This window comes from Streptomyces mayteni, assembly GCF_054783955.1.
In genome coordinates this window covers 21300-43686 of sequence record NZ_BAAGPR010000047.1, presented here as the reverse complement: position 1 = coordinate 43686, position 22387 = coordinate 21300, and the positions used below count along the sequence as shown (strand labels likewise).

The 22387-nt window shown below is 73.6% G+C and carries 22 protein-coding genes; 11 read left to right on the top strand and 11 right to left on the bottom strand.

Annotated elements, in window-relative coordinates; translation table 11 throughout:
• Window positions 1-87: 87 nt before the first annotated feature.
• Window positions 88-840, bottom strand: coding sequence for an ABC transporter permease subunit (locus tag ACYVPE_RS21000; protein ID WP_461035199.1), 753 nt, complete (start codon window positions 838-840; stop codon window positions 88-90).
• Window positions 837-1769: an ABC transporter ATP-binding protein gene (locus ACYVPE_RS20995; RefSeq protein ID WP_461035198.1), complete on the bottom strand. Its 933-nt coding sequence runs from the start codon at window positions 1767-1769 to the stop codon at window positions 837-839. Before ACYVPE_RS20995 ends, ACYVPE_RS21000 begins: the two co-directional genes overlap by 4 nt.
• An 88-nt stretch (window positions 1770-1857) precedes the next feature.
• Here ACYVPE_RS20995 and ACYVPE_RS20990 point away from each other — a divergent pair, with 88 nt between their 5' ends.
• The 4 genes from ACYVPE_RS20990 (at window position 1858) to ACYVPE_RS20975 (ending at window position 6467) form a co-directional block, all read left to right on the top strand.
• Window positions 1858-3117, top strand: a complete 1260-nt coding sequence (locus tag ACYVPE_RS20990) for a sensor histidine kinase (RefSeq protein WP_461035197.1) — start codon at window positions 1858-1860, stop codon at window positions 3115-3117.
• Between the two features lies 1 nt (window position 3118).
• Window positions 3119-3793 carry a response regulator transcription factor gene (locus ACYVPE_RS20985; protein WP_461035196.1) on the top strand — a complete coding sequence of 225 codons (675 nt, stop codon included), beginning with the start codon at window positions 3119-3121 and terminating at the stop codon, window positions 3791-3793.
• Window positions 3794-3947: 154 nt separating this feature from the next.
• Window positions 3948-5552 carry an alkaline phosphatase D family protein gene (locus tag ACYVPE_RS20980; RefSeq protein ID WP_461035195.1) on the top strand — a complete coding sequence of 535 codons (1605 nt, stop codon included), beginning with the start codon at window positions 3948-3950 and terminating at the stop codon, window positions 5550-5552.
• 57 nt (window positions 5553-5609) lie between these two features.
• Complete coding sequence (locus ACYVPE_RS20975; RefSeq protein WP_461035212.1) at window positions 5610-6467, top strand: LLM class flavin-dependent oxidoreductase; 858 nt, start codon at window positions 5610-5612, stop codon at window positions 6465-6467.
• 15 nt (window positions 6468-6482) lie between these two features.
• On the opposite strand, the gene ACYVPE_RS20970 is transcribed toward ACYVPE_RS20975, so the two are convergent.
• Both ACYVPE_RS20970 and ACYVPE_RS20965 read right to left on the bottom strand, forming a co-directional pair.
• A complete protein-coding gene (locus ACYVPE_RS20970) occupies window positions 6483-6758 on the bottom strand; it encodes a DUF7848 domain-containing protein (protein ID WP_461035194.1) in 276 nt (91 codons plus the stop codon).
• Window positions 6755-6949, bottom strand: a complete 195-nt coding sequence (locus ACYVPE_RS20965) for a hypothetical protein (protein WP_461035193.1) — start codon at window positions 6947-6949, stop codon at window positions 6755-6757. The genes ACYVPE_RS20970 and ACYVPE_RS20965 overlap by 4 nt, the downstream gene beginning before the upstream one ends.
• Before the next feature lie 740 nt (window positions 6950-7689).
• Between ACYVPE_RS20965 and ACYVPE_RS20960 the strand changes: the two genes are divergently transcribed.
• Window positions 7690-8559: a hypothetical protein gene (locus tag ACYVPE_RS20960; protein WP_461035192.1), complete on the top strand. Its 870-nt coding sequence runs from the start codon at window positions 7690-7692 to the stop codon at window positions 8557-8559.
• A gap of 5 nt (window positions 8560-8564) precedes the next feature.
• Here the strand turns inward: ACYVPE_RS20960 and ACYVPE_RS20955 are convergent, their stop codons facing one another.
• From ACYVPE_RS20955 to ACYVPE_RS20940, 4 genes are all read right to left on the bottom strand, one after another.
• Window positions 8565-9458: a phosphotransferase family protein gene (locus ACYVPE_RS20955; protein ID WP_461035191.1), complete on the bottom strand. Its 894-nt coding sequence runs from the start codon at window positions 9456-9458 to the stop codon at window positions 8565-8567.
• A 153-nt stretch (window positions 9459-9611) separates the two neighbouring features.
• A complete protein-coding gene (locus tag ACYVPE_RS20950) occupies window positions 9612-9920 on the bottom strand; it encodes a type II toxin-antitoxin system prevent-host-death family antitoxin (protein ID WP_461035190.1) in 309 nt (102 codons plus the stop codon).
• Between the two features lie 87 nt (window positions 9921-10007).
• Complete coding sequence (gene msrA / locus ACYVPE_RS20945; RefSeq protein WP_461035189.1) at window positions 10008-10664, bottom strand: peptide-methionine (S)-S-oxide reductase MsrA; 657 nt, start codon at window positions 10662-10664, stop codon at window positions 10008-10010.
• Between the two features lie 29 nt (window positions 10665-10693).
• Window positions 10694-11821, bottom strand: a complete 1128-nt coding sequence (locus ACYVPE_RS20940) for a hypothetical protein (protein ID WP_461035188.1) — start codon at window positions 11819-11821, stop codon at window positions 10694-10696.
• 117 nt (window positions 11822-11938) lie between these two features.
• Between ACYVPE_RS20940 and ACYVPE_RS20935 the strand changes: the two genes are divergently transcribed.
• Window positions 11939-13096, top strand: a complete 1158-nt coding sequence (locus ACYVPE_RS20935; protein ID WP_461035187.1) for a cystathionine gamma-synthase — start codon at window positions 11939-11941, stop codon at window positions 13094-13096.
• 24 nt (window positions 13097-13120) lie between these two features.
• Here the strand turns inward: ACYVPE_RS20935 and ACYVPE_RS20930 are convergent, their stop codons facing one another.
• Window positions 13121-13678: a MarR family winged helix-turn-helix transcriptional regulator gene (locus ACYVPE_RS20930; protein ID WP_461035186.1), complete on the bottom strand. Its 558-nt coding sequence runs from the start codon at window positions 13676-13678 to the stop codon at window positions 13121-13123.
• A 165-nt stretch (window positions 13679-13843) separates the two neighbouring features.
• Here ACYVPE_RS20930 and ilvA point away from each other — a divergent pair, with 165 nt between their 5' ends.
• The 4 genes from ilvA to ACYVPE_RS20910 all read left to right on the top strand — a co-directional run bounded on the left by ilvA (window position 13844) and on the right by ACYVPE_RS20910 (window position 20605).
• The gene (ilvA, locus tag ACYVPE_RS20925) at window positions 13844-15061 is read left to right on the top strand and encodes a threonine ammonia-lyase (RefSeq protein WP_461035185.1); all 1218 of its coding nucleotides are present in this window, start codon (window positions 13844-13846) and stop codon (window positions 15059-15061) included.
• 191 nt (window positions 15062-15252) lie between these two features.
• Complete coding sequence (locus ACYVPE_RS20920; RefSeq protein ID WP_461035184.1) at window positions 15253-16263, top strand: ATP-binding cassette domain-containing protein; 1011 nt, start codon at window positions 15253-15255, stop codon at window positions 16261-16263.
• Window positions 16260-17132, top strand: coding sequence for an ABC transporter permease (locus ACYVPE_RS20915; RefSeq protein ID WP_461035183.1), 873 nt, complete (start codon window positions 16260-16262; stop codon window positions 17130-17132). The genes ACYVPE_RS20920 and ACYVPE_RS20915 overlap by 4 nt, the downstream gene beginning before the upstream one ends.
• A gap of 179 nt (window positions 17133-17311) precedes the next feature.
• On the top strand, window positions 17312-20605 hold the full coding sequence (locus tag ACYVPE_RS20910) for a tetratricopeptide repeat protein (protein WP_461035182.1): 3294 nt from the start codon (window positions 17312-17314) through the stop codon (window positions 20603-20605).
• Between the two features lie 16 nt (window positions 20606-20621).
• Here ACYVPE_RS20910 and ACYVPE_RS20905 read toward each other — a convergent pair whose 3' ends face one another.
• Together ACYVPE_RS20905 and mca are read right to left on the bottom strand one after the other, a co-directional pair.
• Window positions 20622-20873 (bottom strand): hypothetical protein, encoded by a 252-nt coding sequence (locus tag ACYVPE_RS20905; RefSeq protein WP_461035181.1) that lies wholly within the window; start codon window positions 20871-20873, stop codon window positions 20622-20624.
• A gap of 3 nt (window positions 20874-20876) precedes the next feature.
• Complete coding sequence (gene mca, locus ACYVPE_RS20900) at window positions 20877-21749, bottom strand: mycothiol conjugate amidase Mca (protein ID WP_461035180.1); 873 nt, start codon at window positions 21747-21749, stop codon at window positions 20877-20879.
• A gap of 136 nt (window positions 21750-21885) precedes the next feature.
• Between mca and ACYVPE_RS20895 the strand changes: the two genes are divergently transcribed.
• Window positions 21886-22302 carry a DUF4307 domain-containing protein gene (locus ACYVPE_RS20895; protein WP_461035179.1) on the top strand — a complete coding sequence of 139 codons (417 nt, stop codon included), beginning with the start codon at window positions 21886-21888 and terminating at the stop codon, window positions 22300-22302.
• Window positions 22303-22387: the final 85 nt, after the last annotated feature.

Below are 22387 nucleotides of genomic sequence, written 5' to 3'. Positions count from 1 at the left end.
GCGGCCCCTGAGGGACTTCGGCGGCCGGGGCGACACCGCCCCGGCCGCCGAACCACGCCCACTCCCGCCTCCCGCCCTCCGCCGCGCTCAGACGTCCCGCCGGCGCAGCGCCAGCCAGCCGGCCAGGAGCGACGCGGCCGACCAGGCGGCCAGGATGCCGACGCCCGTCCAGGGGCCGTAGGCGCGGTCGAAGGTCGGGTCGTCGGGCGGCCCGGCCGTGCCGAGGATCAGGCTGCCCGCCTGGTCCGGCAGGAACTGCAACACCGCGCCGACCGCCGGCACGTTCCCGAGCCCCTGCGAGCCGAGGAAGAGCAGCGGCAGCAGCGTGCCGAGCGCGGCCGCCGGGCGGCGCAGCAGCGTCGCCACCCCGAGGGCGAGCAGCGCGATCAGCGTGAGGTAGAGCCAGCCGCCGAGCAGCGCGCGCGGGGCGCCAGGCGCCCACGGCGTCACGCCCCGGTCGCCCATCGTCGCCTGCGCCCCGAGGAACGCGCCCGCCACCGCCAGCGCGGCCACCGCCGCCGCCGGCACCGCGGTGGCGACGATCTTGGCCGCGTAGAAGCCGCCGCGCCGCGGCGTGGCGAGCAGCGAGGCCCGGATCGTCCCCGAGGCGTACTCGCCGCCGATCGCCTGCACCGCGAAGACCACCAGGCACAGCTGGGCCAGCGTCAGGCCGAGCGAGCCGGCGACCAGCGGCGCGAAGTCCCGGTCCTCGTGGTCGCGGAAGCCGGCGCCGAGCATCGCGCCGAGCCCGGTCGCCAGGGCCACCGTGCCGGCCAGGCTCCACGCCGTGGACCGCAGCGTCCGCGCCTTCAGCCACTCCGCCCCGACCAGCCGCCTCATCGGGCACCGCCCCGGTGCGCGACCGCGTCCGCCTCGCCGGTGATCCGGAAGTACGCCTCCTCCAACGAGGCCGTCCGCTCCGCGATCTCGTGCACGGTGACCCCGGCCGCCGCCGCCACCTCGCCCACCCGGGCGGCCGGCAGGCCGCTCACCAGCAACGCGCCGGCGTCGGCCCCGTCGCCCGTCGCCACCCGCGCCCCCTCCCCGGCCAGCGCCGCCCGCAGCCGACCCGGGTGCGGGGTCCTGACGGCCACCCGCGCACCGCAGTTGTCGACGGTGCCGTCGACGAATGCCCGCACCGAGGCGTCGGCCAGCAGCCGGCCGCGTCCGATCACGATCAGCTGCTCGGCGGTCAGCGCCATCTCGCTCATCAGATGGCTGGCGAGCAGCACCGTCCGCCCCTCGGCCGCCAACTCCCGCAGCAGGGTGCGCAGCCACACCACCCCCTCCGGGTCGAGCCCGTTGACCGGCTCGTCGAGCAACAGCACCCGGGGATCGCCGAGCAGGGCCGCCGCGATGCCGAGGCGTTGCGCCATCCCGAGCGAGAAGCCGCCGGTCCGCCGGCGCGCGACCGACGCCAGGCCGGTCAGTTCGAGGACCCGCGCCACCCTGGCCTCCGGTATGTCCCCGGCGCGCGCCAGCCAGCGCAGATGGTCGGCCGCGCGCCGCCCGTGGTGCGTGTCGCCGGCCGCCAGCAGCGCGCCCACCCGGCGCAGCGGGCGGTCGAGTTCCCGGTAGGGGCGGCCGTCGATCAGCGCCGTGCCGCCGCTCGGCCGCTCCAGGCCGAGGATCATGCGGAGCGTGGTGGACTTGCCCGCGCCGTTGGGGCCGAGGAAGCCGGTGACCCGGCCCGGCCGCACCGTGAAGGAGAGCCGGTCCACCGCGACCGTGTCCCCGTAGGTCCTGCTCAGCTCGTGTACGTCGATCACCGTGCCCACGCTAGGGACCGGCCGGGGCTGAAACCGTCCTCCAAAGTGGACATGTGCCGGCCGGCGCCCCGGCCTTACGCTGGCTGCCATGGCCCGGCACCTCCTGACCGCCACGGTCGTCGCGCTGGCGGACACCGCGATGCTGGCCGCCACCCTGCGCGGCACCTGGGCGGCGTCGCCCTGGGCGCTCGCCGGACACGCGGTCGTCGTCCTCGCCGTGGTCGCGTACTGCCGGCGCCGCCCGCTGCCCGCCTTCGCCGCCGCCCAGGGTGCCGCCTCCCTCACCGGCGCCGGCTTCGCGGCGCTCGTGTGGTCGTCGTTCGGCGCCGGGCGGGCGCTGCGCGGCCGCGCCGAGGCGGCGGTGGTGGGCGGCGCGGCGCTTGGCGCCCTGCTCGTCCGGCTGCTGGTCGTCCCCCTGGAACCGGCCGCCGTCTCGCGGCTGGTCTCCGCCCAACTGATCTTCGTCGCCCTGCCGTTGCTGCTCGGCCGGTACCTGGCCCAGCACCACAGGCTGGTGCGGGCGCTCGACGAGCACAACCGTCGGCTGCTGCGCGAGCGGGAGTTCCTTGCCGAGCGCGAGCGGCTCCGCGAACGGCTGCGCATCGCCAGGGACATGCACGACTCGCTGGGCCACCGGCTCTCCCTGGTCTCGGTGCAGGCGGCGGCACTGGAGGTGGCCGAGCTGCCGCCGGCCCAGCGGCGCACCACCCGGCAGCTGGCCCGCTCGGCGCGGGACGCGCTGACCGAGCTGCACGACCTCGTGGGCGCGTTGCGCGGCGCCGAGGGCGGGCCAAGGCCGGCGGAGTCCGGGGCGGCCGGGATCCGCCGGCTGGTCGCCGGGTTCCGGGCCGCCGGCGGCCCGGTCGCGCTCCGCGAGCACGGCACGCCGGTCCCGCTGGCCGAGGCCGGCTGGGCGGCGGCGTACCGGGTGGTGGAGGAGGGGCTGACCAACGCGGCCCGGCACGCCCCTGGCCGGCCGGTCACCGTGGCGCTCGACTGGGAGGCCGACGCGCTGCTGCTCAACCTCGCCAACCCGCTGCCGCCGAGCGCCAGCGCGGGCGCGGGCGCGAGCGCGGGCCCGCGCCCGAGCCCGCCGCCTGCTGCCTCGTCCGGCGGCCACGGCCTCGCCGGCTTGGCCGAACGGGTCGGCGCCGCCGGCGGCTTCCTCGACCACCGGCGTTCCGACGACGGCTTCCGGCTGGTCGCCATGGTCCCCGTGGCCCCCGCCGACGAGCCGGCGCCCGGCCCGTCGCGCGTCGGCGTCGCCCGCAGCCTCGCCCTCGGCACGGCGACGGCCGCGCTGATGCTGGCCGTGCCGGCCGCCGGCATGCTGGTGGGGGTGCGCTGAGGTGCCGGGTGCCGAGCCCGCGGTCCGCGTCCTGCTCGCCGACGACGAGCGGCCGATCGTCGCCGCGCTGCGCGCCGTCCTGGAGTCGGAGCCCGGCATCCGGGTCGTCGCCGAGGCCGGCGAGGGGCGCGCCGCCGTCGACGCCGCCCTGCGGCACCAGGTCGACGTGGCGCTGCTCGACATCAGCATGCCGGAGCTCGACGGGCTCGCGGCGCTGGAGGAACTGCGCCGCCGCGCGCCCGGCGTGCGCGCCGTGATGCTGACGGCGTTCGGCGCCGAGCCCAACGTGCTGCGCGCCCTCCAGGCCGGCGCCGCCGGCTTCCTGCTGAAGAACTGCACGCCCCAGGAGCTGGTGGGCGCGGTGTTCGCGGCGCACCGCGGCGACGCCTACCTCTCGCCACCGGTCACCCGCCTCGTCCTCGGCCGCGTCGCCCCCGAGGCCGCGCGCCGCCGCCGGGAGGCCGGCGAGCTGCTCGCCCGGCTCACCGCCCGCGAGTCCGACGTGGTGCGGCTGGTCGCCGAGGGCCTGTCCAACGCGGAGATCGGCCGGCGGCTGCTGATGAGCGAGATGTCAATCAAGACCTATGTGAGCCGGGCGTTGGGCAAGCTCGACTGCGCCAACCGGGTCCAGCTCGCGCTGCTCGTGCGGGACGCCTCGCCCACCGGCCTCGGTTGACCGGCCGAACCGCCACCGGCACCGGCACCGGCACCGGCACCCGAACATTTTGCCAAAACTGCCCCTGGTCCGGGCGCGCCTGGTTGGAAACGCGGTGATCCGCCAGGAATGTACGCCCGTCGGTACGTCAGCTGACCAAGACGGGCAGGATCACATGGGATTCACACGACGCGGCCTGCTCGGCCGCGCCGCAGGCGTCGGCGTGGCCACGCTCGGCCTGCACGCCGCCGGACTCAGCTCACGCGCCGCCTGGGCCGCGCCCCGGTTCGCCGCCGACCCCTTCGCACTCGGCGTCGCCTCGGGCGACCCGGCGCCGGACGGCGTCGTGCTGTGGACCAGGCTCGCCCCCGACCCACTGGCGGTGGACGGGCGCGGCGGGATGCCGGAAGCCACGGTCGACGTCGAGTGGCAGGTCGCCGAGGACGAGGCGTTCGGCCGCGTCGTCCGCTCGGGCACCGCCGCCGCCGTGCCGGAGCTCGGCCACTCCGTGCACGTCGAGGTGACGGGACTCGCCGCGGGACGCGACTACTTCTACCGCTTCCGGGTCCCCTCGGGCGACGCCGTCAGCCCGGTCGGCCGCACCCGCACCGCGCCGGCCACCGCCACCGAGCTGAAGCTCGCCTTCGCCTCCTGCCAGTGCTGGTACGAGGGCTTCTACACCGCCTACCGCCACCTGGCCGCCGAGGACCTCGACCTCGTCGTCCACCTCGGCGACTACATCTACGAGTACGGCGTCGGCGCCACCGGCGGGGTCCGCGGCCTCACCCTCGACGCCTCCTACCAGCGCGAGACCCTGACCCTCGCCGAGTACCGCAACCGGCACGCCCTCTACCGGCTCGACCCCGACCTGCAGGCCGCGCACCAGGCGTTCCCCTGGGTGCTGACCTGGGACGACCACGAGGTCGAGAACAACTGGGCCGCCGACGTCGCCCAAATCGACTCCGACGGCTACCCCGACGGCGACGTCACCGCCTTCCGCAGCCGCAAGGCCGGCGCCTTCCAGGCCTACTACGAGCACCTGCCGCTGCGGCTGCCCCAGAAGCCGGACGGCGCGGACTGCCAGCTCTACCGCCGGCTGCGCTTCGCCGACCTCCTCCAGCTGCACGTCCTCGACACCCGCTCCTACCGGGACGACCAGGTGTGCGGCGACGGCACCAAGTCCGGCTGCGACGCCGAGCGTTCCGACCCGTCCCGCACCATGCTCGGCACGGCGCAGGAGGGCTGGCTGCTGGACGGCGTCCGGCGCGCCGGCACCGCGTGGAACGTCCTCGCCAACCAGACGCTGATCGCCCAGGCCGACCACGACACCGACCCGAACACCCACACCGTCGGCCTCGACATGTGGGACGGCTACACGGCGGCCCGCGACCGGCTCCTCACCGGCCTGCACGACCGCGGCGTCGCCAACTGCGTCGTGCTGACCGGCGACATCCACCGCAGCGTGGTCGCCGACCTCAAGCTCGACTTCGACGACCCGGACTCGCCCGTGGTCGCCACCGAGTTCGCCGGCACCTCGATCAGCTCGGGCGGCGACGGCACGCCGATGGACACCTTCGGCTTCAACTGGATGACGCCCGGGGTGAACCCCCACTTCAAGTGGCACAACGCGCAACGCGGTTACACGGTGGTCGGCCTCACCGACACCGAACTCCGCGCCGACTACCGGGTGGTGCCCGTCGTCACCACGCCAGGCTCGTCGGTCGAGACGGTGGCCTCCTTCGTGGTCGAGACCGACCGCCCCGGAGCCCAACAGCTCTGACCACCGCGGCCGTACAGTGTGATCGTGACCAACGACGCCCAGCGCCGCATCGGCGTGATGTACGACCGTTCCCTCCCGCCCGAGGGCCTGGCCGAGTTCGCCCGCGCCGCCGAGCGCCTCGGCGTCGACGACCTGTGGGTCGTGGAGGACCTGGGCTTCGCCGGCGGCGTCTCGGCGGCGACCCTCGCCCTGGCCGCCACCGAGCGGCTGCGGATCGGCATCGGCATCGTGCCGGCGCCGTTCCGCAACCCGGCGCTGCTCGCCATGGAGCTGGCCACCGTGGCCCGGCTCTTCCCGGGCCGCCTGGTGGCCGGCATCGGCCACGGCTCGCCGGACTGGATGGCCCGGGTCGGCGCGGCCTCGCCGACCAAGCTGGCCCTCCTGGAGGAGACGCTGGTCGGGGTCCGCTCCCTGCTCTCCGGCGCCACCACCGACGTGGCCGGCCGCACGGTCCAGATCGACGGCGTCACCCTCGTCCACCCGCCGGCCGAACCCCCGCCCCTGGTCACCGGCGTCGTGCGGCCCCGCTCGCTCGAACTGTCGGGACGCGTCGCGGACGGCACGATCATCGCCGAAGGCCAGGGCCCGGCCCGCGTCACCGCCGCCCTCGCCCACATCGACCGCGGCCGCGCCGCGGCCGAGTCCCCCCGCCAGGACCACGAGCTGATCGTCTTCACCCACCTCTACCTCGGCGACGACCCGGCCGCCACGGCCCCCGTCATCGCCGAGTACACCGAGTGGCTCGGCATCCCCGCCCCCGACATCTTCCTCGCCGCCGGCTCTCCCGACACCGCCGCCACCCGCATCACGTCCCTCTGGGAAGCCGGCGCCCACACGGTCATCCTCCGCCCCATCGGCGACAACCCCCTCGACCAACTAGCCGCCATCCTCCCGGCGGTGACGTCGAGGCCGTGACGGCCGTCCTGTCCGCTAACGCCCGGCAGTCCCCTCCAGGTCGTGGTACGGATTGCCGGGCGCGGGGACGACGCACCAGAACCACTCGGTGGTGAGCCTGAACCGCCGGTGCGTGGTGTTCAGGCCGGTGTGCCGCAGCGCCCACATCTCCACCGGATCCGGCTGGTTGTCCACGGCCTCGGACGCGGCCCCGCAGTCGACACACGCGACACGGAACACCGCCCGAGGCGCCCCCTCGACGATCTCCTCCGTCAGCGTCCACTCGGCCGCCCTGACGATCGCTCGGGTCACGGCTCCTCCCGCGAACCGGCCGCCGCGCCAACCGTCACCTCGTCCGCCGCGACGTCCCACTCACACCCACCACCGACGGGCCGCAGCCACACCCGACCGGCCTGCCAGTCCCTGACCCGGCCGACCACGCCACGTCCGTCCCGCACCAGCTCTCCCACCTGTGGCGCGGTCGTTCCCGTACTTTCTGACATCTCTTCGCCCGTTCCCTTCCACCAGCCGTCGCGGCGACTTCCCGCCGTCGTGTGGAGAACAGTGAAGAGGGGCCAGTCTTCAAGCGGCAGCGTTCATCCAGGGGTTCATGTGCACCCGAAGGCTCCGTCAGCGCCCAAGGGGGGACCACGGGCGAACCCCACACAGCCACCCGCGCAGCGTGGCAGGATGACCACCAAGCGTCATCCCGCCACGGCAGGGGGAGCATTGGTAAAGGAGCCCAACCACAGACTGGCCGCCCTGATGACGGAGGCCGGCGCATCCAACAAGGGCCTGGCCAAACGCGTTCGCGACGTCGCCCAGCGGCACGGCACGCAGTTGGGAACCACCCATGTCGCCGTTCAACGATGGCTGAACGGGAGCGGGATCCATCCGCAGACAGCGGCTTTCCTTGCCGAGACGCTGAGCGAGAAGCTGCGGCGGCGCATCAATGTCGCCGACCTTGGCTTTCCCGGGCAGCCCGCGTTCACCGCCGCGGCAGCCTCCAGGACCGGCTACGCTGACTCGCTGCCCCAGGCCCTCGATGTCATGGACGCCCTGAGCCGGACCGGACCTGATCAAGGCATCGGCGACGGCGCCCTGATGCCGGACGCCGAGGTCAACACCGCCGCGCTGTCCTGGCTGGTGTCTCGGCCGGATGGCCTGCCGTCCGCCGGCGGCGGGGGCCGCTGCGTCGGGATGCGCGATGTCGCGGCGGTGCGAACTGCCGCCGAAAATGTTCATGCTCCTCGACTTCAGGTTCGGAGGCGGCCACGGACACCGCGCGCTGCGGCACTACTTCCGAGAGGACGTACTGCCGCTACTCCGGGCCAGCTACCGCGAAAAGGTGGGCGTCGCCCTGTTCGGTGCCGCCGCCGAGATCGCGCAACTCCTCGCGTGGAGCGCCTACGACATCGGCAACCACGCCTTGGCGGACCGCTACCTGATGGGAACGCTCCGGCTCACCCAGGTCGTGGACGACCGCATGATGGGCGCGCGCATCCTCACCAACCTGAGCCACCAGGCGAACTACCTCGGCCAAGCCGGCCGCGCAGTCCGCCTCGCCCGCGCGTCCGTCGAAGGCGGCAAGGGACGTTCCACGCCGCGGGCCATGGCCCTGTTCTCCGCGCACGAGGCCCGTGCCCTCGCCATGGCCGGGGACGCCCGGGGCACGGCCCGCGCCATGAACGATGCGGAACAGTATTTCGAGAGCGTGGAGTCGGGTGACGACGACCCGGACTGGCTGGCCTACATGGACGAGGCCGAACTGATGGGCGAGTTCTGCCACTGCTTCCGCGACCTCAGGCAGGGCCCCGAGGCCGTGCGGCACGCGGAGCGCGCGGTGGCACTGACCGACCCCAGGTACGCCCGCACGCTGGGTCTCTGCCGCCTGGTCCTGGCACAGAGCCACCTTCTCAACGGTGAGATCGAAGCGGCGGCGACCACCGCGACTCTCGCCGTCGATTCCGGGGGCACCCTCCAGTCCGCCCGTTTCACGCGCTACGTCACCGACTTCCAGCGTGAACTCTCCGCGCACGCTGGCAATCCGGTGGTCCGAGAGTTCAACGATCGGGTGCGCGCGGCTTTGACCGATGCCGAAGACGACGAGTAACGGACTCAGCCGGGCTGCCAGTTCCGGGGCGCGTCAGCGTCCCGCAACGAGGCGATCCGCCGCGCGTACTCCTCGGCCACGGCGGGGCTCTCGCCGATGTTCTGCATGAGCCATGTCGTCATGTGGAACTCCTGGATCCCCCGCAGCACCGCGAACCCCTCCCAGTCCCGCAGGTCCCGCCCATACGCGGCCACGAAGTCGTCGTACTGCTCGCGTGTCTGCCATCCCAGGCTGTGATGCTCGGTCGCGGTGACCATCAGGTCCCACTCGGGGTGATCGAAGCTGAAGTTCTCGAAGTCGATCAGCAGCACCGTGCCCGAGGTGTCCACCATGAGGTTCTGCGCGTGCGCGTCCCCGTGCACCGGCCCCCTGGGCGACGGGAACCGCAGCCCCACCAACCGCTCCCGCAGTTCCTGCCCCTGCCTGCGCAGGAACTCCCTGTCGTCCTCGGGTATCCCCGACGCCCGCTCCACCCGCAGATCCGTCCGCCCGAAAGCCGCGTACGCCGACAGTCCGAGAACATCTGGCGGCGTCAGCGCGTGCAGCTCCCGCAGCACCCCGCCCAACTCCCCGTAGGTGGCCCGGCGATCCCCCTCCCGGATCAGGTGCCAGAAGGTCACCGGATGCCCATTCACGACAACGGGTTGCTCGACGTCCTCCAGCACCCGAGCCGCGGGGAAGCCCTCCCACGCCAACCAGCGTGAGACCCCCACCTCCGTGCGTACCGAGTCCAGGTAGTCGGTCGACCGCGCCACCCGGACCACGACGGGGCTTGCCGCCAGCCGGAACAGCGCGTTCTCCCCGAACCGGATCAAGTCGGCGCCCTCCCCGTCGAGGCCGACAGCGGCGCAGGCGTCCCGCATGACCGCCCCCGCCCCGGACGACGAGAAGTCAGCCATCTCCCGCGTCTCGGCAGGCCCCATCCCCAACCAACTCCCTTGCGCGAGTCACGTCCACTCGCCTCGGAGGCAGACGGCGGCACACGACAGTCATCGGATCGACCGTAGGCGCCCCGTCGATGGCCGCGCCCGTCAAGGTGATGTCCACATGGGTCACTCGTCGTCAGGCAGGGCCGCGAGCGACTCCCGGGTGTGCCCGAACGCCGCCAGCACCTCGTCGAGCGAGGTCCGCCCACCAGCGTCGTCGGCGGCGCGTTGCAGCGCCGACGCCAGATCGCCCGCGTCGGAGACGGCCTTCTCCAGCGCGGCCAGGCTTTCACTGCCCACCACGACGGCGACGGGTCGACACCGCCGCGTGAGCACGAGGGGCGAGCCGCGCTCCGCGTCCGTGATCAGCCCTGCCACTCCGCGGCGCGCGGCCTCGGTGACTGTGAGCGATTCGTCGTGTCGCCGCGTCATCATGGCGCGACTGTACCGGGGCCCATGAACGTCGACGCGGGGGCGAGCGTCGCTCGCCCGTCGCGTCGGATTCCGCCGGCCGTGCGGCGGTTACGCCTTCGCCACGCCCACGGGGCAGGAGAGGCCCGTGCCGCCGAGGCCGCAGTAGCCGGCGGGGTTCTTGTCGAGGTACTGCTGGTGGTAGTCCTCGGCCGCGTAGAAGGGGCGGTCGCCGGCCGGGAGGATTTCCGTGGTGATCGCGCCGTAGCCGGAGGAGGAGAGCACCTTCTGGTAGGCCGCCTTCGATTCCTCGGCCGCCGTGGCCTGGGCGTCGGAGTGGGTGTGGATCGCCGAGCGGTACTGGGTGCCGACGTCGTTGCCCTGGCGGAAGCCCTGCGTGGGGTCGTGGGACTCCCAGAACACCTTCAGCAGGTCGGCGTACGAGACCACCGCCGGGTCGAAGACGACGCGCACGGCCTCGGTGTGGCCGGTCATGCCGCTGCACACCTCCTCGTACGTGGGGTGCGCGGTGATGCCGCCCTGGTAGCCGACGAGGGTGGTCCACACGCCCGGCGTCTGCCAGAAGCGGCGCTCGGCGCCCCAGAAGCAGCCGAGGGCGAAGTCGGCGACCTCCAGGCCCTCCGGGTAGGGGCCGAGCAGCGGGTTGCCCAGGACGGTGTGGCGGGCCGGCACCTCGAAGGGCCGCTCGGCGCGGCCGGGCAGGGCCTCGTCCTGACTGGGGAGCCGAGACTTGAAGGTGTACAGCATGGTCGTTCTCACTCCTGTGGTCGTCCCTGTCAGTGCTGGTCTCCGGCGATGGCCACCGCGCGATAGCGGGCGTACTCCCCGGCCGGGTTCTCGCCGTCCACCCACGGGATCGCACCCACATAACCGTCGATGGCCCGTACCTGTTCCGCCGCTTCCGCGTACCTCTCGGCGCGCACCAGGAAACACAGCAACAGGTGGCGCACGTGCGGCTCCACCGGGTGACCGCTACGCACCGTGTTGACGGCGTACTGGGCGGCCTCGATCGCGTCCTGGATGACCGCGCCCTGGTACATGCCGGGGGAGAGCTGCACGTCGGGCAGGTGGTCGTAGACCGCGAACAGCGGCAGCGCGGCCAGCAGACTGCCCTCCGGGGCCGAGGAGGCCGCGGCCGTGGCGAAGGCGTCGGCCTGCTTGCGCGAGCCGTGCCACTTCTCCGACCAGTACGGCAGGGCGGCGAGGTGCGCGCCCATGTGCGCGGGGTCACGCTGGACGAGGTTGCCCCAGAGGGCCTCGAAGTCCGCCGGCCGGTAGCTGAGGCCGCGGGCGATGAGCAGGTCGGTGACGTACGGCGTCGGGTCGTCGGGGGCGAGGGCCGCGGCCTCGCCGCAGACGGTGCGGGCCTCCTCCAGGATGATCCGGTGGTCGGCCGACGACGGGTCGGACATCGCCTGCCAGACCAGGAACTGCGCGTACACCTGGCAGCCGCCCGCGTCGTTCGGCTCCTCGGCCCGCCAGCTGCGCAGCCAGCCCGCGCCCGAGGTCTCCCCGACGGCGCGGGCGCGGGTCAGCTCCATGGCGCCGGCGCCGGCCAGTGACTGGACCCGCTGCCAGCGGAGCTCGTGGTCGTCGGTGAGGGCGAGCAACTGCCCCACCGGACGCCAGTTCTGGGTGCGCTGGGTCTCCTCGAGCGCGGCGACGAGAGCCGTGTCCGGCCCGGGCAGCCGGACGTCGAGCTGGTCGACCGGGACGAGACCGGTGGCCGTCGGGGCGCCGCCTTCCTTGTTCAGTGAGACGCCGAAGCCGGGGGCGGCGGTCTGGGCGTCGGCCGTGGCGGCCGCCCGCTCGTACTCCTGGCGCTCGCGGCGCCGACGGATGGCGGGCAGCACGACCACGCCGAAGATGGCGGTCAGCGCGATGAGCAGCAGAAGTGCTTCCATGGCGGCGCGGCTCCCCCTCGTTATGTCCTGTGTCCACCCTATGACGGGTGCATGTCGTGTGCTTCGGCGTTCCGGCCGGTGCGATATATCCACCGTAAGGCCCACTACCGTGTAGCCATGAACGAGCAGCAGGGCCCGTCGCGTTTCGAGACACTGGCCATTCATGCCGGGCAGGAGCCCGACGCGGTCACCGGAGCGGTGGTGCCGCCGATCCACCAGGTGTCCACCTACAAGCAGGACGGCGTCGGCGGCCTGCGCGGCGGCTACGAGTACAGCCGCTCGGCCAACCCGACGCGCACCGCGCTCGAGGAGAACCTCGCCGCGCTCGAGGGCGGCCGGCGCGGCCTGGCCTTCGCCTCCGGGCTCGCCGCCGAGGACTGCCTGCTGCGCACGGTGCTGCGTCCCGGCGACCACCTGGTGATCCCGAACGACGCCTACGGCGGCACGTTCCGGCTGATCTCGAAGGTCGTGGAGCGCTGGGGCGTGGAGTGGTCGGTCGCGGACACCAGCGACCCGGCCGCGGTGCGGGCCGCGCTGCGGCCCACCACCCGCCTCGTCTGGGTGGAGACGCCGTCCAACCCGCTGCTCGGGATCACCGACATCGCGGTGGTCGCCGACCTCGCCCGCTCGGCCGGGGCCCGCCTGGTGGTGGACAACACCTTCGCCAGCCCCTACCTCCAGCAGCCGCTGGCGCTCGGCGCCGACGTGGTGGTGCACTCGACCACCAAGTACCTCGGCGGCCACTCGGACGTGGTCGGCGGCGCCCTGGTCACCTCCGACGCGGGGCTCGCGGACGAGCTGGCCTTCCACCAGAACGCGCTGGGCGCCGTCGGCGGCCCCTTCGACTCCTGGCTGGTGCTGCGCGGCATCAAGACGCTGGCCGTGCGGATGGACCGGCACAACGCCAACGCGGCCCGCGTCGTGGAGGCGCTGACGGCGCACCCGAAGGTCGTCCAGGTGTACTACCCGGGGCTCGAGACGCACCCGGGCCACGAGACGGCCGCCAAGCAGATGCGGGGCTTCGGCGGGATGGTGTCGTTCCGGGTCGCCGGCGGCGAGGAGGCCGCGGTGGCCGTGTGCGACCGGGCGGAGCTGTTCACGCTCGGCGAGTCGCTCGGCGGCGTGGAGTCGTTGATCGAGCACCCGGGCCGGATGACGCACGCCTCGGCCGCCGGCTCGGCACTGGAGGTGCCGGCGGACCTGGTGCGGCTCTCGGTGGGCATCGAGGCCGTGGAGGACCTGCTTGCCGACCTGGGGCAGGCGCTCGGCGGTTGAGGCCGAGGTTGATGCCGCTGGGACTCAGCCCGACTGGAGCCGGGCGATCGAGGAGTTGAAGCGGGTGAGGAGCGCGCAGAACTCGACGCGCTCCTCCTCCGTCCAGTCCTCGGTGAGCAGCGTCATCAGCCGGCGCCGCGACTGCCGCACCTCCTCGAGCCGGTCGCTGCCGCGCTGCGCGATGCGCAGCACGACGGCCCGGCCGTCGTCGGGGTCGGCGGTGCGGTTCACCAGACCGGCGTCGACCAGCGGGGCGACCTGCCTGGTGACCGTCGAGGAGTCGATGCCCATGCCGGCGGCCAGCGCCTTGACCCCCGTCGGCCCTTCCTGGTCGAGCCGGCTCAGCAGCAGATAGGCGGCCCGGTCCATGGTGCCGCGGGTGGGGCCGAGGCCGCCGAGCCTCGTCTGCTCGGCCCGCCTGGCGAAGACCGCGACCTCGTGCTGGAAGGCGTCGAGCAGGCGGCGGTCCGGCGTGGCGCGCGGTGCGGCCGGCGGCGCGCCGGCACCCCCGGAGTCGGCGTCCGTGCCGGTGTCCGTGTCGGCGTCGGCGGTGGCGGGGCGGGCGGTGGATTCAGGAGTCATGTCCGGGTCTGTCGTCGGGGCGCGGAGGTCGCGGAATGGCGGGCGTGGGGGGTGGCTCGCTGACTGCGCATCAGCGTACGCCGCCGCGCCGACACTCCGCGGGGCGATGCGCGTTCCCCGCGCCCCCGCGGGCTCCGGGGGCGTCGGGCCTGCCAGACTGGCCGCATGGCTGAGAACCACCGGCCCCGGCTGGATGACGTGCTTGCCGCGCAGAAGACGCTCGCCGGGATCGCCCGGATCACGGCGATGGAGGGCAGCCGGTACCTCAGCCGGCTGGTCGGCGCGCCCGTGCACCTCAAGTGCGAGAACCTGCAGCGCACCGGCTCGTTCAAGATCCGCGGCGCCTACACCAGGATCGCCGGGCTCGGCGAGCCGGAGCGGGCCCGCGGCGTGGTCGCGGCCAGCGCCGGCAACCACGCGCAGGGCGTGGCGCTCGCGGCCTCGCTGCTCGGGGTGCGGTCGACCGTGTTCATGCCGGTCGGCGCCCCGCTGCCGAAGATCGCCGCGACCCGCGAGTACGGGGCCGAGGTGCGCCAGCACGGGACGGTGGTGGACGAGACGCTCGCCGCGGCCAGCGAGTACGCGGAGCGCACCGGCGCCGTGCTGATCCACCCCTTCGACCACGAGGACGTCGTGGCCGGCCAGGGCACCGTGGGCCTGGAGATCCTGGAGCAGTGCCCCGAGGTGCGCACCATCGTGCTCGGGATCGGCGGCGGCGGTCTCGCGGCCGGCGTCGCGCTGGCCGTGAAGTCGCTGCGGCCCGACGTGCGGATCGTCGGGGTGCAGGCGGCGGGCTCGGCGGCCTACCCGCCCTCGCTGGCGGCCGGGCATCCGGTGGCGCTGCCCGAGGTGGCCACCATGGCGGACGGCATGAAGGTCGGGCGGCCGGGTGACGTGCCGTTCCGGATCATCGCGGACCTGGTGGACGAGGTGCGCACCGTCTCCGAGGACTCGCTCTCCGGGGCGCTGCTGCTCTGCCTGGAGCGGGCGAAGCTGGTGGTGGAGCCGGCCGGGGCGAGCCCGGTGGCCGCGCTGCTCGCGGATCCCGAGGCGTTCGCCGGCGGCCCGGTGGTGGCGGTGCTCTCCGGCGGCAACGTCGACCCGCTGGTGCTCCAGCGCACCCTCAGGCACGGCATGGCGGCGGCCGGGCGCTACCTGTCGCTGCGGCTGCGGGTGCCCGACCAGCCGGGGGCGCTGGCGGCGCTGCTCGGCGAGCTCTCCGCGGTGGACGCGAACGTGATCGCGGTCAACCACATGCGGACGGATCCGCGGCTCGGCGTGGGGGAGGCGGAGGTCGAGCTGCAGTTGGAGACGCGGGGGCCGCGGCACTGCGAGGAGGTGGCGGAGGCGCTGCGGGCGGCCGGCTACCTGGTCGTCGGCTGATCGTCGACCGAACGTTCGGATCGGCTGGGCGAGGTTCACCGCGAGACGCGAGGGTTCGCCGTAACGCAACGCGACGCGACAAGTGTTCGATACCAAAGTCGGTATCGCGATGTATCGCGTTGTGCCTAGACTGGCGGTCCCGCGTCCCGCGGGTGACCCTGAACCTGCCGATCCGAACGGGGAGAAGTTCCATGCCAGGTGCCATCTACGCCGAGGGTCTGGTCAAGACCTTCGGCGATGTCAGGGCACTGGACGGCGTCGACATCGATGTGCCGGAGGGCACCGTGCTGGGGTTGCTCGGGCCCAACGGCGCGGGCAAGACCACCGCGGTGCGCGTGCTCACCACGCTGATCCAGCCCGACTCCGGCCGCGCCGAGGTGGCCGGCGTCGACGTCCTCGCCCATCCCAACGAGGTCCGCCGCTCCATCGGCCTCTCCGGCCAGTTCGCCGCCGTCGACGAGTATCTGACCGGCCGCGAGAATCTGCGGATGGTCGGCCAGCTCTACCAGCTGTCCGCGAAGGACGCGAAGCGCCGGGCGGACGAGCTGCTGGAGCGGTTCAACCTGGCCGACGCGGCGGACCGCACCACCAAGACCTACTCGGGCGGCATGCGCCGCCGCCTCGACCTGGCGGCCGCACTGGTGGTGAGCCCGCCCGTGATGTTCATGGACGAGCCGACCACCGGGCTCGACCCGCGCAACCGACAGGGCCTCTGGGAGGTGATCCAGGAGCTGGTCGCCGGCGGCACCACGCTGCTGCTCACCACCCAGTACCTGGAGGAGGCCGACCACCTGGCCGACACCATCGCCGTGGTCGACCACGGCCGGGTCATCGCCCGCGGCACCTCCGACGAGCTCAAGGACCAGACCGGGGGAGACGTGGTCGAGGTCGTGGTCCACGAGCGCGAGCGCATACCGGTGGCCCAGGAGGTGCTGCGGCGCCTCGGCGACGGCGAGCCCTCGCTGGTCGAGCACACCCGCAAGCTCAGCGTGCCGGCCTCCGGCGGGGCCAAGCTGCTCGCCGAGGTCATCCGCGAACTCGACGGCCACGGCATCGAGATAGACGACATCGGGCTGCGCCGCCCCACCCTCGACGACGTGTTCATCTCGCTCACCGGCCACGCCGCCGAGCTGGCCGGGAACCAGGGAGCCGAGGCCGGCGAGGGCGCGGCCGCCACGGAGAAGCCGGAGAGCGACCGATGAGCACCACCGTCAAGCAGCAGCCGATCCCGGCGCCCGTCTCCCGCACGGGAGACCGGATCTCGTTCGGCCAGGGCCTCCGCGACTCCCTGGTGGTCGCCCGCCGCAACCTGCTGCGCATGCTGCGCATCCCCGAGGTCGTGGTCTTCGGCATCGTCCAGCCGGTCATGTTCGTGGTGCTCTTCGCCTACGTCTTCGGCGGCTCCATCAACATCCCGGGCGCGGGTACCAACGCCACCGCCTACCGCGAGTTCCTGATGGGCGGCATCTTCGCCCAGACGGTCACCTTCGCCGTCGCGGGTTCCAGCGCCGGCATCGCCGAGGACATGCAGAAGGGCATCATCGACCGCTTCCGCTCGCTGCCCATGGCCCGCGGCGCCGTCCTCACCGGGCGCACCTTCGCGGACGTCGTGCAGACGGCGGTGGTACTGCTGGTGCTGGCCATCGTCGCCTTCCTGGTCGGCTGGCGGGTGCACGACGGCGTGCTCAAGGCGCTCGCCGCCTTCGGCCTGCTGCTCCTCTTCGGCTACGCCTTCACCTGGATCGGCGCGCTGATCGGCCTCTCGGTCCGCTCGCCCGAGGCCGCCACCTCGGGCGGTCTGGTCTGGCTGTTCCCGCTCACCTTCATCTCGATCGCGTTCGTGCCCTCGGAGAACATGCCGGGCTGGCTCCAGCCGATAGCCGAGTGGAATCCGTTCAGCGCCGTCGTGCTCGCGGTGCGCGACCTCTTCGGCAACCTGCCGGCCGGCTACCACCCGCCGGACGTCCTGCCGATGCAGCACCCGGTGCTGGCCTCGCTCGTCTCCTCGGTGGCCATCATCGTGATCTTCCGCACCCTCGCGGTCCGCAAGTACAAGCGGGCCGCCGGCTGAGCCACCCGTTCCCTCCCGCGCCCTCCCCTTCCCCCAGGCCTTCCTCCCGCTTCCGCCTTCTGTCACGATTCGGCCCAGCCGCAACCTGCACATGTCAAGGGGGCGTGGTAGGGGGCGGGTTGGGCAGGTGAGCAGTCGGCCCTCCGGAACAGTGGAGAGGGCGGGGAGGGGACGGAGCGATGGCACTACACGTCGCGGGCGCGCTCACCGAGCGGCACCGGGCGGAGATCGACGGGCTGCTGGAGCGCGCCGTGGAGGAGGAGGTGCGCCGCTCCGAGGGGCGCGTCGACGGGCCCCAGTTGCTCCAGCGCGCCCGGAGCGCGCTGGGCGAGATACTGCGGCCGGCGGAGGAGGAGTACACGGCCTATCTCCGCGCGGAGACCGAGAACGCGCCAAGCCGGCTCGCCGACCGCTTCGGCCGGCGCGCCCTCGGCGGCCTCGCGGCCGCCGCCACCGGCGCGGCGGTCGCGGCCCTGCTGCTGATCGGCAGCATCGACGACTCGGCGGCCACCGCCTTCGCGGACGCCATCATCGTGGCGGCCGCGGCACTCACCGGCTTCTCCGCGCAGGCCGTGCTCGCCCACCTGTTCTCCGCCGAGCGGAGCGCGGGCAGCCGCCACCAGCCGGGCGGCGTCGAGCAGTTGCGCCTCGCCTGGCGGAACGCGGTGGAGGTGCGCGGCATCCGCCCCTACCTGGAGCAGCAGCGCGCGGTCGCCCCACGGCGCGAGCCGCTGGCCCCCGAGCGGCGCGACACCCGCCGGGTCAGCCAGCAGCGCCCGCGCGAGCGCGGCGGCGCCGCCCGCACCAGGGCGGTGCTCACCCGATCCTTCGAGCGGCTGCCAGACCCGGGCCACCCGTTCATCGGCCGCCGCAGCCAGCTCACCCAGATCACCCAGTGGGTCAACCGCGACCGGGCCCGCACCGACACCCGCCCGACCGTGGTCGTGCTGCACGGCCCCTCGGGCTCCGGGCGCACCATGCTGGCCAGGTGGGTGGCACACGAGACCCGCGAGCTGTTCCGCGGCGCCTGCCTCGTCGACCTGCGCGGCGAGAGCGAGGACCCGCTCACCACCAGGGACGCGCTGCTCCACCTGCTCAACCGGCTCGGCGCCCCCCGCGAACAGCTGCTCTTCAGGGACGGCGCCGGCAGCGGCGCCGACGCCGCCCACCCGCGCCGCCTGATGGAGCGCTACCAGCAGCATCTCGCCGACCTGCCCGTCGTGTTGATCCTCGACGACGCCACCGACCCGGAGCAGGTGCGCACCCTGATCCCCGAGCGGTCCGACTCGCTGGTGCTGGTCACCGCCACCGAGCCGCTGCCCGTCGAGGTCGGGTTCCCGGCCTCCGTCCACCACCTGGAGCTCGGCCCCCTCGACCAGGCGGCGGCCGAGGAGCTGCTGCGTGCCTCGGTCGCCGACGGCGGCACCATCGGCGCCGGCGAGCCCTACGACGAGCTGGCCTGGGGCCGGATCGTGGAGCTGTGCGGCGGCCGGCCGCTGCCGCTGCGGATGGTCGGCGCCGCGCTCGGCGAGCGCTCCCCGGCCCGCCTCGCCGAGGACCTGGCCGACTACGGCCCGGCGAACGGCCCGCTCGACGCGGCGGAGCGCGCCCTGCGCCTGCGCTACACCGACCAGCACGAGACCGCGCGCCGGCTGCTGCGCCGGCTCGCCCTCGTCGGCCGCGCCAGCCTGGGCGCCCGCGCCGCCGCCGCGCTCCTCGACGTCCGCGAGCAGGAGGGCGCCCGCCGGCTCGAGGAGCTGACCACCGCCGGGCTGCTCCGCCACGTCCGCGGCAACCGCTACCGGCTGCACGACCTGGTGCGCCGTTTCGCCCGCGCCCGGCTGCACGAGGAGGAGACCGACGAGGACCGCTCGGCGGCCCAGGAGCGGCTGATCCGCAGCTACGCCGAGCTGGCCGACACCGTGATCCGGCTGGTCGACGGCAAGACCTCCACCCGCGCCGACCTGCTGCCGGCCGCCGCCGGCGGCCACGGCTTCGCCTCGCTCGACGCCGCGCTCCGCTGGCTCGACGACGAGACCAGCTTCATCACCGCCACCCTCAGGCACGCCGACGAACGCGTGGACCGCGAGGCCGTCCAGCACCTGCTCGGCGCCCTCTGCGACTACTGCCTGCTCCGCGGCGACCTCTACCGCCTCGGCGAGCTCAACGAGCTGACCCAGGCCGTCAACCAGGGCCTGCTCAACCGGTCCGTCCAGTGGCGCACCGGCGTCGCCGCCCGCCAGCTCGGCGAGCTCGACAAGGCCCGCTCCACCCTGACCTCCGTGGTCACCCTCTACCAGCAGGCCCACCACGACGCCGGCACCGCCCGCGCCCTGCGCGACCTGGGCATCACCCTCCAGCACCAGGGCCAGCTGCGCGAGGCCGGCGAACGACTGCACGAGGCCCTGGAGCTCCAGACCGGCGGCGCCCTGGCGGGCGACCGGGCCTGGACCCTGCACGCCCTCGCCGCCGTGGAGCGCGAGCGCGGCCGGCTCAACTCCGCCCGCGCCATGCTCACCGAGGCGCTCCACCTGCACCAGGGCAGCGGCAGCGTGCACGGCGAGGCGTGGACCCGGTTCCAGCTCGGCCAGACCCTGCTCTACGGCGGCGACATCGCGGCCGCCGAGCACGAGATCCGGCTCTCCCTCGACCTGTACGAACGCTCCCGCGACGTGCGCGGCGTCGCCTGGGCCCAGACCGAACTCGGCATGGCCCGGGTGTTCGCCGGCGACCCGACCGCCGCCGAGGAACAGCTGCGCGCCGCCCTCGCCAGGCACCGCGACACCGAGGACGCCCGCGGCGAGGCGTGGACCCTCTACAACCTCGGCCAGGCCCTGGAGGAGAGCGGCGACCTGGCCGGCGCGGTGCGCACCCTGGAACAGGCCCGCACCATGTTCTCCCGGATGCGGGACGTCTACGGCCTGGCCTGCGCCCGGCACCACTCGGCCCGGGTCACCAGGGACATGCGGGCCGAGTCCACCGGCTCGCTGCGCAACAGCGGCTTCGCCCGCCAGCTGCTGACGGACGCCCGCCGCGACTTCCAGCGCGCCGGCGTCGGCTACGGCGAGGGCTGGAGCTGCCTGGAGCTGGCCGTGATCGAGGCCGGCAACGAACGGCACGGCCAGGCGCTGGAGTTGACGGACGAGGCGCTGCGGCTGTTCACGGACGGGTACGGCGAGGGCCGGCCGGACCGCCGGGGCGCCGACTGGGCCGCGTTCCTCCGCTGCACCCTGCTGCCGCTGGCCTCACCCGGCGGCTCCGAGGTCGGCGAGGCCGTCGCCCAGGAGGAGCTGGCGGAACTCCTGCGCGCCGAGCACCCGCAGCGCGACCCCCGGCTCTCGGACGCGGCGCACAGCTACGCCCTGATGCTCCGCCGCGGCCTGGGCCCGGAGGACGGCTGGTCGGCCTGGCGGCTCGGCATGGTCCCGCGCCGCGCCGCGCGCGACGTGTTCGGCGTCACCGCGGCGGGCTGACCCACTGGGACAGCGGCTAGGAACGGACGGCGGAGGCGCCGGGCGCGGCCGCCTCCGCCTCGCCCGCGACCTCCGCCTCGTCCGCCTGGTCCACCTCGGACTTCTTGGGCACGGAGACCCGGCCCAGGTGCCTGCTCATGGACTTCAGCAGGACCCACACCGCGAGGCCGAGCACCGCGAACACGATGAAGCCCAGCACGCCGGGCGTGACCGTGTACTCGTTGAGGTCCTTCTCCGCCAGCGGAAGCAGCGCGCTCATGTCGTCCATGGGCTAATTCTGGCGGATGCCCGCGAAGAGGTCGGACTCGGGGAGCGCCGTATCCACCCGGGACCTGGCCAGCTCGTAGTCCTCGGTCGGCCAGACCTCCTGCTGGAGCTCCATCGGCACCCGGAACCAGCCGCCGTCCGGGTCGATCTGGGTGGCGTGCGCGATCAGCGCCTTGTCCCTGATCGGGAAGTAGTCCGCGCACGGCACCCGGGTGGTCAGCGACCGCTCCGGCCGGTCCGAGTCGTCCCAGCGCTCCAGCCACTCCGCGTAGGGCGACTCGAGGCCGCGGGCCAGCAGCGCCTCGTGCAGCGCCTCGGTGCGCGGCCGGTTGAAGCCCTGGTTGTAGTAGAGCTTCAGCGGCTGCCAGGGCTCGCCGGCCGCCGGGAAGCGCTCCGGATCCCCGGCCGCCTCGAAGGCAACCATGGAGATCCTGTGCGTCATGATGTGGTCGGGGTGCGGGTAGCCGCCGTTCTCGTCGTAGGTGGTCATCACGTGCGGCCGGAACTCCCGCACCAGCCTGACCAGCCGCTCGGCCGCCACGTCCACCTCCTGCAGGGCGAAGCAGCCGTCCGGCAGCGGCGGCAGCGGGTCGCCCTCGGGCAGCCCGGAGTCCACGTAGCCCAGCCACTCCTGGCGCACGCCGAGGATCTCGCGGGCCTCCGCCATCTCCCTGGCCCGCACCTCGTGGATGTGCTCCTCGAGATAGGGGTCGCCCTGCAGCTTCGGGTTGAGGATCGAGCCCCGCTCGCCCCCGGTGCAGGTGGCGACCAGCACGTCCACGCCCTCGGCCACGTATTTCGCCATGGTGGCCGCGCCCTTGCTGGACTCGTCGTCCGGGTGGGCGTGCACGGCCATGAGTCGCAGCTGCTCTGTCAAGGCTCGTCCTCAGTCATTCGGGTGGGTCGTCCGGGGTCTGCCCCGGGCTTCTATAGTGACTGATGGAGCGGGGGCCTTTGTTCCCGTTTTCGCACCGGCCCGTGCACCGGGCCGCACCAAGTTCCCGGAGGTCCTGATGGCTGACACGCGCGCGGGGCTCCCCCAGGGACGGTACGGCCGTACCACGGACGAGGCCCGCACCAACCGGCGGCTGGTGATCGTCGGCAGCGTGCTCGGCGTGCTGCTGCTCGGCTTCGTCGGCTGGGCCGGATACTCCTACATCTCCGGCGAGCGGGTCACCGGCGAACTCACCGGCTTCGAGGTCGTCTCGGACGAGCGGATCGACGTGAACGTGGCGCTGCGCAAGCCGTCGGAGGCCGTCGGCGTCTGCACGATCCGGGCCCAGGCGGAGGACGGCCTCGAAGTGGGCCGCGCGGACTTCACGTTCGACGACGACGAGTCGAGCCTGCACCGCTCCGTTACCCTCAGGACTACGCAGCGTGCGACCGCTGCCGAGGTGATCAGCTGTTCGGAGGCGTCGACCACCCGGTAGACCACCGTGGGGTTTGCGCGTGGCAGCGGAGGGTAATCCTTCCGCACATCGACCAGCGTTGTTAAAGTCGACAGTTCGATCGATG

What these genes read in the sequence shown, in the direction of transcription:
- ACYVPE_RS21000 (WP_461035199.1), bottom strand. Translation starts at nt 840, where the DNA reads ATGAGGCGGCTGGTCGGGGCGGAGTGGCTGAAGGCGCGGACGCTGCGG.
- ACYVPE_RS20990 (WP_461035197.1), top strand. Translation starts at nt 1,858, where the DNA reads ATGGCCCGGCACCTCCTGACCGCCACGGTCGTCGCGCTGGCGGACACC.
- ACYVPE_RS20980 (WP_461035195.1), top strand. Translation starts at nt 3,948, where the DNA reads ATGGGATTCACACGACGCGGCCTGCTCGGCCGCGCCGCAGGCGTCGGC.
- ACYVPE_RS20975 (WP_461035212.1), top strand. Translation starts at nt 5,610, where the DNA reads ATGTACGACCGTTCCCTCCCGCCCGAGGGCCTGGCCGAGTTCGCCCGC.
- ACYVPE_RS20965 (WP_461035193.1), bottom strand. Translation starts at nt 6,949, where the DNA reads ATGTCAGAAAGTACGGGAACGACCGCGCCACAGGTGGGAGAGCTGGTG.
- ACYVPE_RS20960 (WP_461035192.1), top strand. Translation starts at nt 7,690, where the DNA reads ATGCTCCTCGACTTCAGGTTCGGAGGCGGCCACGGACACCGCGCGCTG.
- ACYVPE_RS20955 (WP_461035191.1), bottom strand. Translation starts at nt 9,458, where the DNA reads ATGGCTGACTTCTCGTCGTCCGGGGCGGGGGCGGTCATGCGGGACGCC.
- ACYVPE_RS20950 (WP_461035190.1), bottom strand. Translation starts at nt 9,920, where the DNA reads ATGATGACGCGGCGACACGACGAATCGCTCACAGTCACCGAGGCCGCG.
- msrA (WP_461035189.1), bottom strand. Translation starts at nt 10,664, where the DNA reads ATGCTGTACACCTTCAAGTCTCGGCTCCCCAGTCAGGACGAGGCCCTG.
- ACYVPE_RS20940 (WP_461035188.1), bottom strand. Translation starts at nt 11,821, where the DNA reads ATGGAAGCACTTCTGCTGCTCATCGCGCTGACCGCCATCTTCGGCGTG.
- ACYVPE_RS20935 (WP_461035187.1), top strand. Translation starts at nt 11,939, where the DNA reads ATGAACGAGCAGCAGGGCCCGTCGCGTTTCGAGACACTGGCCATTCAT.
- ACYVPE_RS20930 (WP_461035186.1), bottom strand. Translation starts at nt 13,678, where the DNA reads ATGACTCCTGAATCCACCGCCCGCCCCGCCACCGCCGACGCCGACACG.
- ilvA (WP_461035185.1), top strand. Translation starts at nt 13,844, where the DNA reads ATGGCTGAGAACCACCGGCCCCGGCTGGATGACGTGCTTGCCGCGCAG.
- ACYVPE_RS20920 (WP_461035184.1), top strand. Translation starts at nt 15,253, where the DNA reads ATGCCAGGTGCCATCTACGCCGAGGGTCTGGTCAAGACCTTCGGCGAT.
- ACYVPE_RS20915 (WP_461035183.1), top strand. Translation starts at nt 16,260, where the DNA reads ATGAGCACCACCGTCAAGCAGCAGCCGATCCCGGCGCCCGTCTCCCGC.
- ACYVPE_RS20910 (WP_461035182.1), top strand. Translation starts at nt 17,312, where the DNA reads ATGGCACTACACGTCGCGGGCGCGCTCACCGAGCGGCACCGGGCGGAG.
- ACYVPE_RS20905 (WP_461035181.1), bottom strand. Translation starts at nt 20,873, where the DNA reads ATGGACGACATGAGCGCGCTGCTTCCGCTGGCGGAGAAGGACCTCAAC.
- ACYVPE_RS20895 (WP_461035179.1), top strand. Translation starts at nt 21,886, where the DNA reads ATGGCTGACACGCGCGCGGGGCTCCCCCAGGGACGGTACGGCCGTACC.